Annotated in this window: 15 protein-coding genes; 5 read left to right on the top strand and 10 right to left on the bottom strand. The window is 67.0% G+C overall.

The window, feature by feature from the left end:
• Positions 1 to 3: 3 nt before the first annotated feature.
• Genes ACQCSU_RS12510 through ACQCSU_RS12500 form a run of 3 tightly spaced genes read right to left on the bottom strand, consistent with a single transcriptional unit; the run spans position 4 to position 3,398 of the window.
• Positions 4 to 885 (bottom strand): ABC transporter permease, encoded by an 882-nt coding sequence (locus tag ACQCSU_RS12510; RefSeq protein ID WP_426975637.1) that lies wholly within the window; start codon positions 883 to 885, stop codon positions 4 to 6.
• Positions 885 to 1,832, bottom strand: a complete 948-nt coding sequence (locus ACQCSU_RS12505) for an ABC transporter permease (RefSeq protein WP_426975636.1) — start codon at positions 1,830 to 1,832, stop codon at positions 885 to 887. Before ACQCSU_RS12505 ends, ACQCSU_RS12510 begins: the two co-directional genes overlap by 1 nt.
• Positions 1,833 to 1,880: 48 nt before the next feature.
• Positions 1,881 to 3,398 carry an ABC transporter substrate-binding protein gene (locus tag ACQCSU_RS12500; RefSeq protein WP_426975634.1) on the bottom strand — a complete coding sequence of 506 codons (1,518 nt, stop codon included), beginning with the start codon at positions 3,396 to 3,398 and terminating at the stop codon, positions 1,881 to 1,883.
• A gap of 204 nt (positions 3,399 to 3,602) precedes the next feature.
• On the opposite strand from ACQCSU_RS12500, the gene ACQCSU_RS12495 reads away from it, so the two are divergent.
• The gene (locus tag ACQCSU_RS12495; RefSeq protein WP_426975632.1) at positions 3,603 to 4,364 is read left to right on the top strand and encodes a FadR/GntR family transcriptional regulator; all 762 of its coding nucleotides are present in this window, start codon (positions 3,603 to 3,605) and stop codon (positions 4,362 to 4,364) included.
• Between the two features lie 172 nt (positions 4,365 to 4,536).
• Here the strand turns inward: ACQCSU_RS12495 and ACQCSU_RS12490 are convergent, their stop codons facing one another.
• Positions 4,537 to 5,739, bottom strand: coding sequence for a fatty acid desaturase family protein (locus tag ACQCSU_RS12490; protein WP_426975631.1), 1,203 nt, complete (start codon positions 5,737 to 5,739; stop codon positions 4,537 to 4,539).
• A 13-nt stretch (positions 5,740 to 5,752) separates the two neighbouring features.
• Positions 5,753 to 6,835 (bottom strand): ferredoxin reductase, encoded by a 1,083-nt coding sequence (locus ACQCSU_RS12485; RefSeq protein ID WP_426975629.1) that lies wholly within the window; start codon positions 6,833 to 6,835, stop codon positions 5,753 to 5,755.
• 99 nt (positions 6,836 to 6,934) lie between these two features.
• Between ACQCSU_RS12485 and ACQCSU_RS12480 the strand changes: the two genes are divergently transcribed.
• A complete protein-coding gene (locus tag ACQCSU_RS12480; protein ID WP_426975628.1) occupies positions 6,935 to 8,137 on the top strand; it encodes a PucR family transcriptional regulator in 1,203 nt (400 codons plus the stop codon).
• Between the two features lie 122 nt (positions 8,138 to 8,259).
• On the opposite strand, the gene ACQCSU_RS12475 is transcribed toward ACQCSU_RS12480, so the two are convergent.
• On the bottom strand, positions 8,260 to 9,873 hold the full coding sequence (locus ACQCSU_RS12475) for a peptide chain release factor 3 (RefSeq protein ID WP_426975626.1): 1,614 nt from the start codon (positions 9,871 to 9,873) through the stop codon (positions 8,260 to 8,262).
• Between the two features lie 332 nt (positions 9,874 to 10,205).
• Between ACQCSU_RS12475 and disA the strand changes: the two genes are divergently transcribed.
• The gene (gene disA / locus ACQCSU_RS12470; RefSeq protein WP_426975624.1) at positions 10,206 to 11,282 is read left to right on the top strand and encodes a DNA integrity scanning diadenylate cyclase DisA; all 1,077 of its coding nucleotides are present in this window, start codon (positions 10,206 to 10,208) and stop codon (positions 11,280 to 11,282) included.
• A gap of 26 nt (positions 11,283 to 11,308) precedes the next feature.
• Here disA and ACQCSU_RS12465 read toward each other — a convergent pair whose 3' ends face one another.
• Entirely contained in the window at positions 11,309 to 12,049 is a 741-nt protein-coding gene (locus tag ACQCSU_RS12465) for a hypothetical protein (protein ID WP_426975622.1), read from the bottom strand.
• Between the two features lie 277 nt (positions 12,050 to 12,326).
• Between ACQCSU_RS12465 and ACQCSU_RS12460 the strand changes: the two genes are divergently transcribed.
• Together ACQCSU_RS12460 and ACQCSU_RS12455 are read left to right on the top strand one after the other, a co-directional pair.
• The gene (locus ACQCSU_RS12460) at positions 12,327 to 13,163 is read left to right on the top strand and encodes an A/G-specific adenine glycosylase (protein ID WP_426979783.1); all 837 of its coding nucleotides are present in this window, start codon (positions 12,327 to 12,329) and stop codon (positions 13,161 to 13,163) included.
• A 141-nt stretch (positions 13,164 to 13,304) separates the two neighbouring features.
• Positions 13,305 to 14,003, top strand: a complete 699-nt coding sequence (locus tag ACQCSU_RS12455) for a hypothetical protein (RefSeq protein ID WP_426975620.1) — start codon at positions 13,305 to 13,307, stop codon at positions 14,001 to 14,003.
• A 46-nt stretch (positions 14,004 to 14,049) separates the two neighbouring features.
• Here the strand turns inward: ACQCSU_RS12455 and dhaM are convergent, their stop codons facing one another.
• From dhaM to dhaK, 3 genes are read right to left on the bottom strand one after another with little or no spacing between them, the layout of a single operon-like run.
• Positions 14,050 to 14,721, bottom strand: coding sequence for a dihydroxyacetone kinase phosphoryl donor subunit DhaM (gene dhaM, locus ACQCSU_RS12450; RefSeq protein WP_426975618.1), 672 nt, complete (start codon positions 14,719 to 14,721; stop codon positions 14,050 to 14,052).
• Positions 14,718 to 15,344: a dihydroxyacetone kinase subunit DhaL gene (gene dhaL / locus ACQCSU_RS12445; protein WP_426975617.1), complete on the bottom strand. Its 627-nt coding sequence runs from the start codon at positions 15,342 to 15,344 to the stop codon at positions 14,718 to 14,720. Before dhaL ends, dhaM begins: the two co-directional genes overlap by 4 nt.
• Before the next feature lie 2 nt (positions 15,345 to 15,346).
• Positions 15,347 to 16,348, bottom strand: a complete 1,002-nt coding sequence (gene dhaK / locus ACQCSU_RS12440; RefSeq protein WP_426975615.1) for a dihydroxyacetone kinase subunit DhaK — start codon at positions 16,346 to 16,348, stop codon at positions 15,347 to 15,349.
• Positions 16,349 to 16,651 lie beyond the last annotated feature (303 nt).

Here is a 16,651-nt window from a genome sequence, read left to right as displayed (position 1 = left end):
GGCTTACCGTTCTCCATTCAGCTTCGGATCAAAGCGGTCCCGCAGGCCGTCGCCCAGCAGGTTGAACCCCAGCACCGCAACCGCGATCGCGACGCCCGGCCAGACGACAAGCATGGGGAAAGTTCCCAGGAACTGCTGCGATTCCTGCAGCATGCGCCCCCAGGATGGCACCGGCGGCGGGGTGCCGAGTCCCAGGAAGGACAGCGCGGCCTCGGCCAGGACGGCGAGGGCGAAGGTCACGGAGCATTGCACCACCACCATGCCCGCGATGTTTGGCAGCACATGGCGGCGGGCGATGCGGAAGGCGCTCTGGCTCGAGGCTCTCGCTGCGAGGACATACTCAGTGCTCATGACCTGGAGGGTGCCGCTGCGGGCCACCCGGGCGAAGCCCGGGATCGAACCGATGCCGATCGCGATCATCGCCGTCGTCGTGCTCGCGCCGAAGACGGCTCCGAACATGATTGCAAGCAACAGCGCCGGGAAGGCCAGCAGAATGTCGGCCCCGCGCATCGTGACCTCCTCGGTCGTGCCGCCCCGCATGCCGGCGAGGATGCCGAGCGGCGTGCCGATCACCACTGCGATTCCCACTGAGATGAGTCCCACCATGAGTGTGATTCGCGCGCCGTAGAGAATGCCCGAGAAGATGTCGCGGCCGAACTTGTCGGTGCCCATTAGGTGCAAAGCGCTGGAGCCCTGTAGCCGGTCCGTGGGGAAGGCTTTGACGGGGTCGTATGGGGTCCAGAACAGGGAGACCAGCGCGGCCAGGACGACGATGACCACGATGATGATTCCTACCGTCAAGGTCGCCGAAAGTCTGTGACGGAGGCGCCTGACGACGGCCGGCGACTCGCCGGGAAGTGATGCAGAGCCGATTGATTGGGACATTAGGCCTTCTTCCGGATTCGCGGGTCCAGGACCGTGTAGAGCAGGTCGACCACCAGATTGATGATGAGCGTGATCGCCACTAGCACCATGACGACCGATTGGACCGTGAGCATGTCGCGATTACCCACGGCGTCCAGCAGCATGGAGCCCAGACCGGGGATGACGAAGACTCGCTCCACGACCACGGCCCCGACGATGAGCGCGGCAAGCTGCACGCTGGTGACTGTCAAAACGGGGATCGAGGCGTTGCGCAGGCCGTGGCGCACCAAGGCCTCCAACCTCCCCAGGCCCTTGGCCCGGGCCGTGCGCAGATAGTCCTCGCTCATGACCTCCAGCACCGCGGAGCGCACATACCGGGTCAGGATTGCTCCCTGGACGGAGGCCAGGGCCGCGACGGGAAGGACGATGCGACGAAGGAAGTCGCCAAAGTCCTCCCCGGGAGGGACCCACCCGTTGGAGGGGAACCAGCCCAGCCCGACGGCGAAGACGACCACCAGCAGGATGCCAGCGAGGAAGCCGGGAATGGCAACACCAAGCTGGCTAAGGCCGCTTATCAGGACACCGCTCGGCTGGCGGTGCCGTACGGCGGCCAGAGTGCCGAAGGGAATCGCGATGAGCAGGGCCACGATCATGGACAGCACCACCAGGATCAGGCTGACCTGGACCCGGTCCGCGATCATTGGGCTGATGTCCTGCCGCGTGACGTAGGAGACGCCGAAGCTGCCCTGCGGCAGGCCCATGACCCAGTCGACGTACTGAACCGGGAGGGGCCGGTCGGTGCCGAGCTGCCTTCGGGTCTCCGCGAGAAGCTCGGGTGAGGCATTGACGCCGAGCGCAATCTGGGCGGGGTCCCCCGGGATAGCGCGCATCAGCAGGAACACCGCCACCGTGGCCACAACAAAGGTCACCATGAACCTGCTCACGTTAACCATTAGCCGTACGACCATTCCGGCCCCCTTTCTAGTGCTCTACCGTGTGGTGCGGACGTCCGGCGGTTACTTCCAACCCGTCGCGGTCAGGTCTAGCGCCTCGGTGACGGAATTGGCGGGAATGCCGGTCACGCCGGCCTTGGCCACCACCAGGTTCGGGAAAAGAAAGAGTACGTTGGCGGGGGCATCGTCGGTGATCGTGCGGACCACCTGCTTCATGCCGGCCACATAACCCGCCTGATCCGCAGTGTCAGCCGCCGCGGCGACATCCTTGATCTTCGAATTGTCGTAACCGATGTAGTAGTCCGGGTTGTTAAAGACGGTCAGCAGATCGCGGCTTTCAACGGCCAGCACAACGGACATCTGGTACTCGTGCTTAGTGAAGACCTTGTCGAGCCATACGGCGGGAAATTCGGCCGTCTCGATCGTGGCATTGATACCGACCTCGGCGAGCTGGGACACAATAATCTGGGAGACTGCATTCGCGTAAGGCCGGGTGGGGACAGTGAAGGTGATCTTCAGGTTTTCCGCGCCGGCTTCTTTAAGCAACTGCTTGGCCTTGGCCGGATCGTAGGGGTAGGCGTCGTTGTGATCCTCATAGTATGGGTCGGTCGGCGGAACCGGCGCACCCAGCAGGGTGCCGTACCCGCTCCAGGCGGTGTCCAGAACAGCCTTGCGGTCGATCGCGTACATGACGGCCCGGCGGACCCTCACGTCGTTGAAGGGTGCCGCCTTGTTGTTCATGGTTAGCTCCACCTTGCCGTTGGAGGTGCCGTCCAGGATCTGGAAGCCCTTGTCCTGTTCGAAGGTGGGCAGAAGCTCGGGTGCCTGCATGTTATAGACGACGTCCACGTCGCCCGAGCGCAGGGCATTCGTGGTGGCCGTGGCATCTGCGAAGTAGCGCAGGGTGACGGTCTTAACCTTTGGGGCGGTCCCCCAGTAACCGTCCCGGGCGGCCATCTTGATGGCTTCTCCCCGCTTCCAAGAGTCGATGGCGAACGGTCCCGTGCCGATCGCAGTGTTGGCCAGGTCCGCCACACCTGAGGGATCGAACATGGCGCCTACTGGGGTGCCAAGATCGAAGAGCCAGGCGTTACTCGGCCTGCTCAAGACCACAGTCACCTCGGTGTCGCTCACGACGTTGACAGCGTCCACGACGTCCATCTTCTTCTTGAGGCTGGAGACCCACGCAGACTTGACCCGCTCCAGGCTGAACTTTACGTCCGCAGCTGTGAAGGCCTCACCGTTCGAGAACTTTACATCCTTGCGCAGAGCGAAGGTGTAGCTCTTACGGTCGTCACTCAGAGTCCAGGACTCGGCCAGAGCGGGTTGGATCTTGCCCTCCTGATCGATCTTCACGAGGCCCTCGTAGACATTCGCCATCAGCGCCTGCGGGATTGCGGCGCCCGCCGTCTTGGTGAAATCCAAGTTGCTGGGTTCGCCCGTGAGCGCAACGGTCAGCGAGTTCTTGACCTCTGACTTGTTCGTTGACCCCGCGCTGGAGCCTGCGGAACACGCAGTGAGGGACATGGAGGCTGCCACAAGGACGGCGGCAGCCGTTTTGAAACGCTTCGAGCTGCGCATACGGGTTCTCCATCGGCTATAGCGGTATTCCGCGGTGGAAAAAATAGTGTGACCTACATAACATCAGCACTAACGACATTACTACCTCGTTTGCTGGTCTGACCAGTCATCTCTGTTAACAAATTAATCTGAGCCAACTTAGGTCTGGGTGGGCCGTATGCTTTTCTCAGGCCACACCCGAGGTGGCCTTGCCGAAGGATCCCAATGAACAATGTCACATTCAGACCTGCCGTTGCTGTCCTGACTTACGAACGGGTCGTGGAGCAGATCGAGCACGCCATAGTCTCCGGGGATATAAGACCCGGCCAGCGGCTCGCCAGTGAACGCGAGCTCATGGTGCAGTTCTCCGTCAGCCGTCCCACGATCCGGGAGGCCCTACGGGTCCTGCAGGCCCAGGGACTGATCGCCTCCAAACCGGGCGGGCGTGGCGGGCCAGAGGTCCTGGCACCCTCACCCGAAACCCTGGCCCGGTCCTTCACGACGATGGCCCGCGTTGCGTCGCTTTCCCTCTCCGAGTTGGTCCAGTTCCGCATCGTGCTGGAAAGTTCGGCCTGCCAACTCGCGGCCGCCCTGCACACACCTGAGCAACTCTCCGCCATGCGCGATGCGATCGGCAGGATGGAAGTAGAGGTGGCCAACGGCTCGGACAGCTTCAACCGCGCCGATCTGGACTTCCACGCCAGCATCTGGGCGGCGAGCCATAATGACCTGCTGCAGATCTGCGGCCAGGCGGTCTCCGGCTCCATCCTGAAGCTCATGGACGACCGGATGGACCGTGCCGCGGACAAGAGCCGGGCCATGCAGGAATCCTTAGAGCGCGACCGGGCCATCTTTGCCGCCATCGCGGACGGCAACAGCGCCGGTGCCGGTGACTCCGCGCGCAACGCAATCGCCTCCTATTTCGAGCAGTACCTGAACGAAGACGGCGCGAGGGGTCTTCAGGCCCTGGGCGCCGTGATCGACTAACCATTGAGCCCGGTCTCTGCATGGGAGGCCTCCCCGGACGTCCTGGTAATGATGATCACGGCGCCGCTGCGACCGAGGCCCACAGCGGCGCACAAAGAGGAGGCGCCTGCCGCACTGGCAGGCGCCTCCTCCTCGATCTGAAATTGTGGCGCCGGGACGCAGTCCCGGGCCGCTATGGCTTCTTGGGCGGCAGGGCCAGCTTAAAGACCTTGGCCCAGGTGGAGCCGACCTGCTTCAGCAGCGGCCCGGTGGTGTAGGGCAGCCCGTAGCGCTTGCAGATCTCCCGCACCTTCGGGGCCACCTCGCCGTAGCGGTTGGACGGCAGGTCCGGGAAGAGGTGGTGCTCGATCTGATGCGAGAGGTTACCGCTCATCAGGTGCATGAACTTGGACCCGGAAATGTTGGCGGATCCGATCATCTGGCGGACATACCAGTCGCCGCGGGTCTCGCCTTCGACCATCTCTTCGGTGAAGGTGTCGGTGCCGTCGGGGAAGTGCCCGCAGAAGATAATCGCATGCGCCCAGACGTTCCGGACCGCGTTGGCGGTCAGGGTGCCATAAAGCGCCTGCTTGCCGGAGCCGGTCAGCATGGCGACCGCGGGTGTGGCGGCGTAGTCCTTGGCGAACTGCTTCAGGGCCTTGAGCCCCAGCGCCTTGAGGTCCCTGGTCATGGCCTCCTTGCTCTTCTTGCCCTCTTTGTAGTCGGGCAACTCAAGATCGTAGAGCGCGATCCCCCATTCGAACACGGGTGCCAGGATTGCGTTGTACAGCGGGTTGCCAAGGTTGAAGGGCTTCCATTCCTGGGACGGATCCATGCGCAGCAGGTTGTACCCGATGTCATTGTCCTTGCCCACGACGTTCGTCCAGCGGTGGTGCAGATCGTTGTGGGTGTGCTGCCAGGAGCGGGTGGGGGTGACGAAGTCCCAGTCCCAGGTGGTGGAGTGGATGTCCGGGTCCCGCATCCAGTCCCACTGGCCGTGCAGGATGTTGTGGCCCAGTTCCATGTTTTCCAGGATCTTGGCAAAGCTGAGCATCGCCGTGCCGGCGACCCAGGCGGCTTTGTGCTTGCTCACCAGAAGCGTCGCGCGGCCGGTGATCTCGAGCCCGCGCTGGACCTTGATCACCCGGCGGATGTAGGCGGCGTCGCTGGATCCGCGCTTGGCGAGGACCTCGTCGCGGATGGCGTCGAGCTCGCGGCCCAGCTCGGCCACCTGCTCGTCAGAGAGGTGCGCCGCGGCGTCCGGACGGACCAACGGGTGGCCGGACTCGGCGAGGGCGCCGGGCCGCGTCCTCGCAGCAGCGGTCACCTTGGCCGTGGCGGCGTCACCCTTGGCAGCGTCCCCGGAAACGTCCGGCTTGTCGGAAACAATCGTCATGCGGTGGTACTCCTTAGAGGTCGAGGTTAACGGGTCCGGCGGCTGCCGAAACGCACGTCTGGATTAGTTGGCCGGGCTCGCCGTGGACTTCGTCCGTGCGCAGGTCACGGACCTGGCCGGCCCGGAGGGGGATCAGGCAGCTGTGGCAGATGCCCATCCGGCAGCCGCTGGGCATCAGCACGCCGGCATCCTCGCCGACGTCGAGCAGCGGCGTGTCGCCGTCCGCCTCGACCTCGCGGTCGGAGGCCTCGAAGGTGACGAGTCCGCCGTCGTGCCCCTCGCCGCCGGCCAGCTTGGTGCTGAAGCGTTCGATCGTCAGGGTGGCTGCCGCCTGGGCGTCGCCGACTGAGGACTCCTTGGTTTCGGCTTCCCAGAGCGCCTCGGCATCGTCAAGGAAGCCTTCGGGGCCGCAGGCGTAGGCTGCCCGCTGGCGCCAGTCGGGGCAGAGCTGTTCAAGTGCGTCGGCTGACGTGAAGTCCAGCCGTCCGCGTTCCCCGGTGAACCAGTGGGTGACGCGGAAGTTGGGGAACTGGTCCGCGAGTTCGGCAAGCTCCTCGCGGAAGATGGCGTCCGCCGGAGTCCGGGCGGTGTGGATGAGCACGACGTCGGAGTCGGGCCGGTGCGGCACGAGCGTGCGGATCATCGACATGACCGGGGTGATGCCGCTGCCGGCGGTGAGCATCAGCAGCGGCCGCGGGTGTTCCGGCAGGACGAAGTCGCCCTGCGGGGGTGCCAGGAAGAGCACGTCGCCGGGCTTGGTGCTGCGCACCAGCGTGCCGGAGACGGCGCCCATGTCCGTGACGGTGATGGCCGGGTCCTGGCCCGCGGGGGCGCTGAGCGAGTAGGACCGCCAGTGGCGGACGCCGTCGAGTTCGACGCCGATGCGGGCCCACTGGCCGGCAAGGTGTGCTTGCCAGCCGCGGCCGGGACGGAAGAAAATGGTGGCGGAATCGGCCGTTTCTGGAACCACCCTGGTGACCACGCCGCGCAACTGGCGGGCGGAGAACACGGGGTTGAACAGCGCCAGAATGTCTTCTGGAGCTAAGGGGGTGGTCAGTAGAGATGCGGCGCGCGCCAGCTTACGGAGCCGGATCATTCATCAAGCTTATGTCAGATTGCGCCATAGTTCTTCACCCAAGGCATACGATCGAGTCTAAGAAACTGTCTGTCCGCAACAACCTCATGGATGTGGCACATGAACGCTTACTCAACGGAACAGCCCGCCACCCCCGCCTATGACCCGCCGTGGCTGGCCCTGCCGCGGGAAGTCAGCGATATGCTCCGGCCCATGATGCCGGGCATTGTCGAGGCCATCATCGACGCCGTGCCGCAACTGGTGCCCGCCTATGCCCGGCCCATTGAGGGCCGCTTCGGCCGCGGCCTCCGGCGCGGCGTGGCAGCCGCGCTGGACCGCTTCCTGCAGTTGCCCGGGACCCGGCTGCCGGCGCTGTCGGAGGAGAGCCGCCAGCTCGTGGCGGGGCTGGGAAGCGGCGAGTTCCGGCAGGGCCGGAGCATGGACGCGCTGCTGAGCGCCTACCGCATGGGCGCCCGGGTGACGTTCCGGGAGATGTCCCGGGTATCCGTGGAGCATCACCTGGGCCAGAGCGTCGTGGTTGACCTGGGCGAGTCGATCCTCGCCTACATCGACGAACTGTCCGCGGTCAGCGCCGAGGCCTACGCCTTTGAGCAGTCCGAGCGAGCCGGTGCGGTGGACCGGCGCCGCACCGAGCTGCTGGATCTGCTGCTGCTGGGCCAGGCGGATGAGGCAGCCCTGCGCCAGAAGGCAGCCCTGGCGGACTGGTCGCTGCCCCAGCGGATGGTGGTGGTGACCTTGCCCTTGGATCGGGCGGCCGGGCTTCGTTTGCGGCTGGGGCCCGGAACACTGGTGATCGAACGCGAGACCGACGCCGTCGCCCTGGTTCCCGCACAGCAGTCCAGCACCACCCGGGCAAACCTGGAAAAGGCGCTGCAGGGGCGCGGCGCCTCTGTGGGGCCGGCCGGAGGCTGGGAGAAGGTCCCCGATTCACTGCGGCTCGCCGTGCTCGCGGCGTCGGTGGTGCCGCCGCGGGACGGCCCGGAGGACCCGCCCATCTGGGCTGACGACCATCTGGCGCAGGTGATTCTCGGCGCGGAACCCTCTGCCATCGCCGAGCTGGCCAGCCGCCGGCTGGCGCCCCTGGAGGGGCTGCGTCCGGCCCAGCGCGAGCGGCTCGCGGAAACGCTGCTCTCCTGGCTGCGCCACTGGGGCCAGCGCGCCCCGGTGGCGGCGGAGCTGGGCATCCATCCGCAGACCGTCGGCTACCGGGCGACGCAGCTGCGCGAGCTGTTCGGTGACACCCTGGAGGACCCGAAGGCGCGGTTCGAGCTGGAGCTGGCGCTCCACGCCGGCAGGCGTTAAGCAAGCGCAGGCGTTAAGCAAGCGCAGGCGTTAAGCAAGCGCAGGCGTTAAGCAAGCGCAGGCGTTAAGCAAGCGCAGGCGTTAGTCCGGCGGCGCCGCACCAAGCCGGCGACGCGGCGCCGCTATTTGGCGGGGTTGTGCGTGCCGATCGGCAGCAGCGTCAGGTCCGGGTGGTTCTTCTCGATCCGGCGCAGGGCCCAGACGTCGTTGAACAGCGCCAGATACTCGCCGTCGGAGCGCAGCAGCACTTCCGCGCCGGGCACGTTGGCCAGCGCGGGCATGGCATCCGCCGTCGAGATCCGGGCGATGGAATACGGAAGCCGCTCCAGCCGCATCGGCGCACTGAAATCGTGCGCCATTCGGTCTTCAACCACTTCGAACTGCATCGGCCCGACGGCAGCCAGCACCGGAGCCTGGTCGCCGCGGATATCGGAGCGGAGGACCTGGATGACACCCTCGTGCTCCAGCTGTTCGATGCCGCGGCGGAACTGCTTGAAGCGGCTGGGGTCCTTGGACCGCGCCACCTGGAAGTGCTCCGGGGCGAACAGCGGGATGGCAGGGAACTCCACCGGCTGCTCAAGGAAGAGGCTGTCGCCGACCCGCAGCGAGGAGGCGTTGACCAGGCCCACGACGTCGCCGGGGAAGGCCTCGTCAATGACCTCGCGTTCGCGGCCGAACACCTGCTGGGCGTACTTGGTGGCGAAGGACTTCCCGGTCCGGCCCTGGGTCACCACCATGCCGCGTTCGAAGATGCCGGAGCAGACGCGGATGAAGGCGACGTGGTCGCGGTGCGCCTTGTTCATGCCGGCCTGGACTTTGAAGACGAAGCCGGCGAAGGGCGCGTCGACGGGACGGGCGGCGCCGTCGACGTCGGGCCGGGGCGCAGCGGGCGGGGCGAAGTCCACGAGGGCATCGAGGATTTCCTTCACGCCGAAGTTCAGGGCCGCCGAGCTGAAGAGGATCGGCGTTGCCTTGCCGGCGTGGAAGGACTCGACGTCGAATTCCAGGTTCGATTCGACCACGAGCCCGGCCTCGTCCACGGCGTTGGACCAGTCATCGCCCTGGCTGGCCGCGGCCTCTTCCGGCGTGAAGTACTCGGTGAGGGCGATGTTGGCGCCGGAATTGTTGCGCTGGAACTTGGCGAAGCGGTCGTTGCGGAGGTCCCACACGCCCCGGAAGTCACCCGAAATGCCCACGGCCCAGGTCAGCGGCATGGGCAGGAGGCCGGTGCGTTCGGTGATCTCGTCCATCAGCGCCAGGGCGTCCAGGCCGGGCCGGTCCCACTTGTTGATCACCGTGATGATGGGCAGGTTCCGCTGCTTGCAGACTTCGAACAGCTTCATGGTCTGTGTTTCCAGGCCCTTGGCCGCGTCCACCAGCATCACGGCGCAGTCGACGGCGGCCAGCACGCGGTACGTGTCCTCGGAGAAGTCGGCGTGGCCCGGGGTGTCCAACAGGTTGATCACGGTGTCGCGGTAGGAGAACTGCAGGGCGGCAGAGCTGATGGAGATGCCGCGGTCCTTTTCCATCTGCATCCAGTCGGAGATCGTTTCCTTGCGGTTCGCCTTGCCGCTGGAAGCACCGGCGGTGCCGATCACCTTGGCGTGCAGGGCAAGCGCCTCGGTCAGCGTGGACTTTCCGGCGTCAGGGTGTGAGATGACCGCGAAAGTCCGACGCCGGGCCGCCTGCTTGTGAATCTCCTGGACTCGTGCGGGGCTAAGGACTTCTTGGGACACGGTGCTACTTTCGCTGCGGCGTTGGGAGGGGAATTGCGCGGAGAGCCCGCGGTACACCCACGGCCTCCAGTTTATCGCAGGCCGCCGAGCTGACGCGAAGCGGGTCCGCGCCGGGGCCAAAGTGCGCTCCTGGACGGAGGGCGGCGGGGCCATTCCGCAGGGCTTGGATGACGGGTCCGAATGGGCCACTTTAAGGCTTGCCCGTGCGGTTCCGGGCCACGTTTACCTCTATCATGATGAGAGCGGGGAACCGAGTACTTTTGATCCTGCCGGCAAACACTGGAAACCGGCGCACCTGCGGGCGGTAGCCTGCACCTTTGAAGGGAAAATCTATGGCCCGGAGCCCTGAAGATTCACTCAAGGCGACTCTGGGCAGGGTGGCACCGGGCACTGCCCTTCGCGACGGCCTGGAACGCATCCTCCGCGGACGGACCGGCGCCCTGATCGTGCTGGGGATCGACCGGACCATCGAATCCATCTGCTCCGGCGGCTTCGACATCGGCATCGACTTTTCCCCTACCCGGCTGCGGGAACTGGCCAAAATGGACGGCGCCATCATCTGCGACAAGGACGCGAGCAACATCCTGCGCGCCGCCGTCCAGCTGGTGCCGGACTCCAGCATCGAAACCCAGGAATCGGGCACTCGGCACCGCACTGCGGAACGCGTGGCCATCCAGACCGGCGTGCCCGTCATCTCGGTCAGCCAGTCGATGCAGATCATCGCGCTGTACGTGAACGGTCTGCGCCACGTGCTGGAGGGCTCCGAGAAGGTCCTGGCCCGCGCCAACCAGGCCCTGGCCACCCTGGAACGCTACCGCTCGCGCCTGGACCAGGTGACCAGCTCGCTCTCGGCGCTGGAAATCGAGGCCATGGTGACCGTCCGCGACGTCGCGGTGACCCTGCAGCGCCAGGAAATGGTGCGCCGGATTTCCGAGGAGATCTCGCAGTACGTGCTGGAACTTGGCGAAGACGGCCGCCTGCTGTCACTGCAGCTGGACGAGCTGACCGTCGGCCGCGGCCCCGGCAGCGATGTGATCATCCGCGACTACTCCGGCCCGGACACCTCCAGCGAGGTCATCGACAAGGCCGTCAAGGCTCTCGTGAACCTGGGTCCAACGGAGCTGATCGATTTGAGCAAGATCGCGGGCATCGTGGGTTTCGCCGGCGGAGAGGCCAACCTCGACGCCGTCGTCCAGCCGCGCGGCTACCGTCTGCTGTCAGGGCTCAAGGCCGTTCCAAAAGCCGTCGCCGACCGGCTGGTGGACCACTTCGGCGGCCTGCAGTTCCTTATGGCTGCCACCATCGATGACCTCATGACCGTGGACGGCATCGGCGACCAGCGTGCCCGCACGGTCCGCGAAGGGCTGAGCCGGATGGCGGAGGCCAGCCTGCTGGACAGGTTCCTCTAGAACTTCGTCTGCGGCCGCCGTCGGACTCAGTTGAGCTGGAACACAGCCTTCGGGCTCGTCTTGTTCGCCAGCCGCGCGGTGAAGACGTAGTAAGCCCCGCCCGCTCCGGGCTTTGCCGCAATGGGGTCACAGCCCTGGACGCTGCGGTTGCGCGGCCAGGGGAAATTCGCCGTCTCGCTCTGGCCCGGGGCGATGGTCTTCATCAGCTCCGTGCTGTCTGCCTGGCAGTCCTGGGACGAGAAGATCCGATCCGAGCCGCTGGTGATTTGGTACTCCATCTGCGAAGTCCCCATATTGACCTCACACGGCACCTTGTTGCCGTTCGTGACTTTGAGACTGAGCAGCGGCTCCTCGCCGTCCTCGTAGGCGGGTTTGTCAGTTGCTGCCGTGACAGTCACGAGGTTCTGCTGGCAGCCATTGCCCTGCGAAGGGGTTGCCGAGGGGCTGGCGGTGGGCGTCGCAGTGGCCCCCTCCGGGCCGCCACTCGGTCCGGTCCCGGGGCTCCCAGCAGCGGTTCCGCCCGCCTCCGCAGCAGGCTGCCGGGGGCCGTTGATGGCACTCGAGACAGCAATGAAGCCACCCACGGCGACGGCGACGACCAGGAGCAGGGAGGCACCGACGAACAGCCGACGGCGGCGGTAGACGGCGTTGCCCGGTTTACGTACCGCCTTACGGGCAGGTTTCTTTGCGGGCCTGCGCGCGGATTGTCCGCTGCCGGAAGCCTTCGGTCGTGAACCGTTCGTTCCTGAGTTGCCTTGCCTGCCCATCCTTCTAGGCTAGAGAACCGCGCAGACTATGGGGACCCACCACGCCGCGGGACGGGCCACGGCCCGCGTCTATTACGCTGATTGGATCAAAGCTCTAGCCGATTCCCCCGCCCTCCCGTTGGCAGCACCCCCGGAAAACCTGCCGGGCGGCGTTCCCGGCGTCCGCCCGCCGCTTGCCGGCGTTCCGCTGGCCAGCCTGCATGCGGCCCTGGACACCTGGTTCGAGTCCCATGCCCGTGACCTCCCCTGGAGGGCTGCCGGCTGCACTCCGTGGGGCGTGCTGGTCAGCGAGATCATGCTCCAGCAGACCCCGGTGGTTCGTGTCCTGCCGGTCTGGGAGGAATGGCTGCGGCGCTGGCCGGAGCCGGCCGATTTGGCCAGGGAGACCTCGGGCGAGGCCGTACGGTCCTGGGGCAGGCTCGGCTACCCGCGGCGGGCCCTGCGTCTGCACGCGGCTGCCGTCGCGATCGGGGACAGCCATGGCGGGATGGTTCCCGCCACGTATCCTGAACTGCTGGGGCTGCCCGGAGTGGGAAGCTACACGGCCGCGGCAGTCGCCGCCTTCGCCTTCCGACGCCGCGAAACAGTGGTGGACACCAACATCCGCCGGGTCCATGCGCGGCTGTTTTCCGGCGCCGCCCTGCCCTCGCAGTCGCTCACGGCCGCCGAGATGCGGCTGGCGGCGCAGGTGATGCCGGACGACGTCGGCACCTCCGTGCGGTGGAACGCCTCCGTGATGGAGCTCGGCGCGCTGGTGTGCACCGCTCGGGCGCCGAAGTGCGCAGAGTGCCCGGTGCGAAGCTCCTGCGCCTGGCTCGCTGCGGGCGGGCCGCCGCCGACTTACACGCCGAAAGGCCAGCCGTGGCACGGCACCGACCGCCAAGTACGCGGTGCCGTGCTGGCCGTGCTCCGCCTGGCCGACGCCCCTGTGGCGCCGGAGCTGTTCCAGCGGGCGCCGGCCGACCTCGGCTTCGAACCGGAGGGTATCGGCATTCCGCTGGCCGCCCTGCATCGGCTCAATTCCGCGCCCGAGCAGATTGAACGCGCACTGGCTGGCCTGCTGAGTGACGGACTGGCGGAACTGCACCTCGGCGGACTCCGGCTCCCTGGCTGAGCATGGGCTGACTCCGATGGGCTGAATCCCGAGGCCCTAGCTGGACACGCCTCCCGGAACTACCCTGAAGCATGCGCAAGTACGCGGCGACGCGGACGGCCTCCGGCAGGCGGATTAGTCCACGCCAAGAAAGGGGTACCCATGAACGCGCAGAACATCAGGCACTGGATCCTCGCGGGCTTGTGGACCCTGCCCCTTTCCGGACTGATCACCGCCTGGGCCACGCGCGAACCGCAGCCGGACCAGGAGCGGGACCCGGATGCCTGGGCCCGGTTTGTCAGCTCGGACTCGTACCAGCTCAGCCACCTGCTCGGCAGCACCGGAGGCACCGTCCTCGCGATCTTCGGCGTGTTCGCCCTCGGCTGCAGCCTGGCTAACAGCCGGGTGGGGCGCCTGGCACTGGCAGCGATGGTCGTCACCGTCGCCGGGACCGCCCTGCTGCTGGTTCCCGCGGCGGTCTCCACCTTCGCCACCCCCGCGATCGGGAAGGCATATCTCGGAGGAAATCAGGACGTCATGCAGCTCGAGTTCCCCGCCGCCATGTCGGGGTCGTTTCTGCTGGGACTCCTGCTGGCTTTCCTCGGAAATGTGCTGCTGGGGATTGCCGTGTGGCACTCCCGGACCCTGCCGCGCTGGGCAGGGGCGATCTGGGTGGCCGGCGCCGTGCTTTTCTACGTCCTGGGCGTGGTGTTGGGGCAGGCGACGACAGGAAGCAGCCTGCCCACCCAGACCGCCGGGGCGCTGCTCGCGGCGGGTGCCGGCGGCTGGATTGCGTGGAACGTGACGCGGGAGGGCCGAAGAGCTTTAGACCGGGCCGCCGCCGGAACCGGCGGAGGGTAGGGACCAATGATCATCGGCTGGGGACCAAGGGCCAGTGACTGGGCGCCTACGCTTCACCGAAGCCGGATTTGATCAGGCCGCCCAGATAATCCACGGCCTTGGAAGCATCCGGGCCGCTGGCCTCGATGTGCAGCACCGTGCCCCGTCCGGCCCCGAGCATCATCAGCTCTGTCATGGACGCGCCGTCGGCGCCGTTGACTGTCACTTCGGCGTCCATGCCGGACAGACCGCCCGCGATCTTTGCTGCCGGACGGGCGTGCATTCCGGCCTGGTTCACGAGCTCGAAATCCCCTGACGCTTCGGGCGGTTGCCGGTGCTCGTGCACGTGCTCCGGCGCGGCCGGGGGCCGGTAGACGGCTTCGGCGGCTTCCTTGACCGCCTCCTTGTCGGCACCGACCTGGGCGGCCACGGCAGCAGCGATAAGCCCCTCGATCAGCGGCGCATCAGCCAGCAGCACGGACGTGGGGTCGGCCGCGAATTCCACGGCCGATTCCGCGGTCATCACCGCCGAGCCGAGGTCGGTCAGGACCACAACGCCGTCGCCGCCGGCAGCCTGTTCCAGCGCCGCCAGGACCCGCTCCAGGCTGGTGCCGATCCGGCCGTCGTCGGTGCCTCCGGCGGGGATGATCAGAACGTCAGGCGCCATCTGGGCGGCAAGTTCGACGGCGCCGTCGGCGATCTTCTCGCTGTGGGAGACGACGACGAGCCCCACCGTCATTCGGACGCTCCGGCGGCGGCCCTCAGGATCAGGGCGCTGGAGACGGCGCCCGGGTCCCGGTGGCCGATGCTGCGCTCCCCCAGGTAGCTCGCGCGTCCCTTCCGGGCCAGCATCGGGTCGGTGGACACGGCCCCCGCCTCGGCCGCTTCCGCGGCGGCGAGCAGCACCTTTCGGACGTCGCCGTGGGCTGCTGCGGCGGCGGCCGCCTCGATGGCCGGCGTCCAGGCGTCCACCATGGTTTTGTCCCCGGGCTCGGCCTTTCCGCGGGCTACGATGCCGTCGCGGGCGGCCTGCAGGGCCGTGGCCAGGGTGGCTGCGTCCACGTCCGCCGTGTCCCCCAGTGCCGTGGCGGCGCGCAGGAAGGCGGTGCCGTAGAGCGGGCCGGCCGCCCCGCCCACCTTGGACATCAGGGTCATGGCCGTCAGCTTGAGGGCGGCCCCGGGTGTTTCCGGGGGCGTCTCGGCAAGTTTCACGATCACCGCTTTGAAGCCGCGGTCCATGTTCTCGCCGTGGTCCGAGTCGCCGATCGGCCGGTCCAGTTCAATGAGCTCTTCCCGGTGTTCCGCCATGGCCTGCGCTGACAGCGCCAGCCACCGCAGGGCCCAGCCGACGTCCAGCCCCACGGTCAGACGCCCCAGCGGAGGGCCGGCGTGTGGACGGGCGCGTCCCAGAGCGCCGTCATTTCATCGTCCAGGCGCAGGACCGTGATGGAGCAACCCTGCATCTCGAGGGATGTTATGTAGTTGCCTACCAGCGAGCGCGCCACGGTGATGCCCTTCTCGGCCAGCACTTGCGCGGCCCGGCGGTAGACAATGTACAGCTCGCTCTGAGGTGTGCCGCCCATGCCGTTCACGAACAGGAGCACCTTGTCCCGGGAGGCAAGGCCGAGGTCGCTGGCCACCGGCTCCAGGAGGCGGTCCGTGATGCCGTCGGCGTTTTCCATCGCGATGCGGTGCCGGCCGGGCTCGCCATGGATGCCGATGCCGATCTCGATTTCGTTTTCCTCAAGGACAAAGCTGGGCGCCCCGGCGTGCGGGACGGTGCAGGCCGTCAGCGCCACGCCCATGCTGCGGACGTTCTGGTTGACCCGGTCACCGATGGCTGCGACTGCGTCGAGGTTGTCCCCGCGCTCGGCGGCCGCACCGGCGATTTTCTCCACCAGCACCGTGCCGCCAACCCCGCGCCGTCCGGCGGTGTACAGCGAGTCCTCCACCGCGACGTCGTCGTTGACGAGCACCGTGCGGACCTCCACACCCTCGGCTTGCGCAAGTTCCGCTGCCGTTTCGAAGTTGAGTACGTCGCCCGTGTAGTTCTTCACAATATGAACGACGCCGGCGCCCGAGTTGACGGCGAGCGTGGCCGGAAGGATCTGGTCCGGGGTGGGCGAGGTGAACACCGCACCCGGCACCGCGGCGTCGAGCATTCCCATCCCGACGTAGCCGCCGTGCAGGGGCTCATGGCCGCTGCCTCCGCCGGACACCAGCCCCACTTTTCCGGCCACCGGCGCGTCCTTGCGCACGATGTACTTCGGGTCCGAAGAGACGGTCACGAGGTCGGCATGGGCAAGCCCGAACCCTTCCACTGACTCGTCGACCACGGCGCGGGGATCATTGATGAGCTTCTTCATGGCTGTGCTCCCTGGATGGTGTCCTGGCTGCTTGCTAAGACCCTACTACCGGGGCCCAGCCAGCGAAAGGCTCCGGTCTGGAACAGCCGGCACGGACTCTCCGCGCCGCGCCGCCGCCGCGCGGCCACCGGATCTGCGCGCGTTGGCAGTGACGCCGTGTCAGGGCCGTCTATCCGCCCAGGCCGGGAAATTCGGCCAGGCGTCGATTCCCAGCCACGAAAACGGCGGCGCCGTGACGCGGTGATGTTGGGTTCCGGCGTCCCCGCCCTGGTCAGCGCGTTGTCCTGGCGCGGGTCCGGGGGC

Source organism: Pseudarthrobacter sp. O4 (genome assembly GCF_050157025.1).
Classification (GTDB): Bacteria; Actinomycetota; Actinomycetes; order Actinomycetales; family Micrococcaceae; genus Arthrobacter.
The sequence above is the reverse complement of the archived record's forward strand: the minus strand, read 5'-3'. Positions and strand labels throughout refer to the sequence as shown.

What these genes read in the sequence shown, in the direction of transcription:
- ACQCSU_RS12510 (WP_426975637.1), bottom strand. Translation starts at nt 885, where the DNA reads ATGTCCCAATCAATCGGCTCTGCATCACTTCCCGGCGAGTCGCCGGCC.
- ACQCSU_RS12505 (WP_426975636.1), bottom strand. Translation starts at nt 1,832, where the DNA reads ATGGTCGTACGGCTAATGGTTAACGTGAGCAGGTTCATGGTGACCTTT.
- ACQCSU_RS12500 (WP_426975634.1), bottom strand. Translation starts at nt 3,398, where the DNA reads ATGCGCAGCTCGAAGCGTTTCAAAACGGCTGCCGCCGTCCTTGTGGCA.
- ACQCSU_RS12495 (WP_426975632.1), top strand. Translation starts at nt 3,603, where the DNA reads ATGAACAATGTCACATTCAGACCTGCCGTTGCTGTCCTGACTTACGAA.
- ACQCSU_RS12490 (WP_426975631.1), bottom strand. Translation starts at nt 5,739, where the DNA reads ATGACGATTGTTTCCGACAAGCCGGACGTTTCCGGGGACGCTGCCAAG.
- ACQCSU_RS12485 (WP_426975629.1), bottom strand. Translation starts at nt 6,835, where the DNA reads ATGATCCGGCTCCGTAAGCTGGCGCGCGCCGCATCTCTACTGACCACC.
- ACQCSU_RS12480 (WP_426975628.1), top strand. Translation starts at nt 6,935, where the DNA reads ATGAACGCTTACTCAACGGAACAGCCCGCCACCCCCGCCTATGACCCG.
- disA (WP_426975624.1), top strand. Translation starts at nt 10,206, where the DNA reads ATGGCCCGGAGCCCTGAAGATTCACTCAAGGCGACTCTGGGCAGGGTG.
- ACQCSU_RS12465 (WP_426975622.1), bottom strand. Translation starts at nt 12,049, where the DNA reads ATGGGCAGGCAAGGCAACTCAGGAACGAACGGTTCACGACCGAAGGCT.
- ACQCSU_RS12455 (WP_426975620.1), top strand. Translation starts at nt 13,305, where the DNA reads ATGAACGCGCAGAACATCAGGCACTGGATCCTCGCGGGCTTGTGGACC.
- dhaM (WP_426975618.1), bottom strand. Translation starts at nt 14,721, where the DNA reads ATGACGGTGGGGCTCGTCGTCGTCTCCCACAGCGAGAAGATCGCCGAC.
- dhaK (WP_426975615.1), bottom strand. Translation starts at nt 16,348, where the DNA reads ATGAAGAAGCTCATCAATGATCCCCGCGCCGTGGTCGACGAGTCAGTG.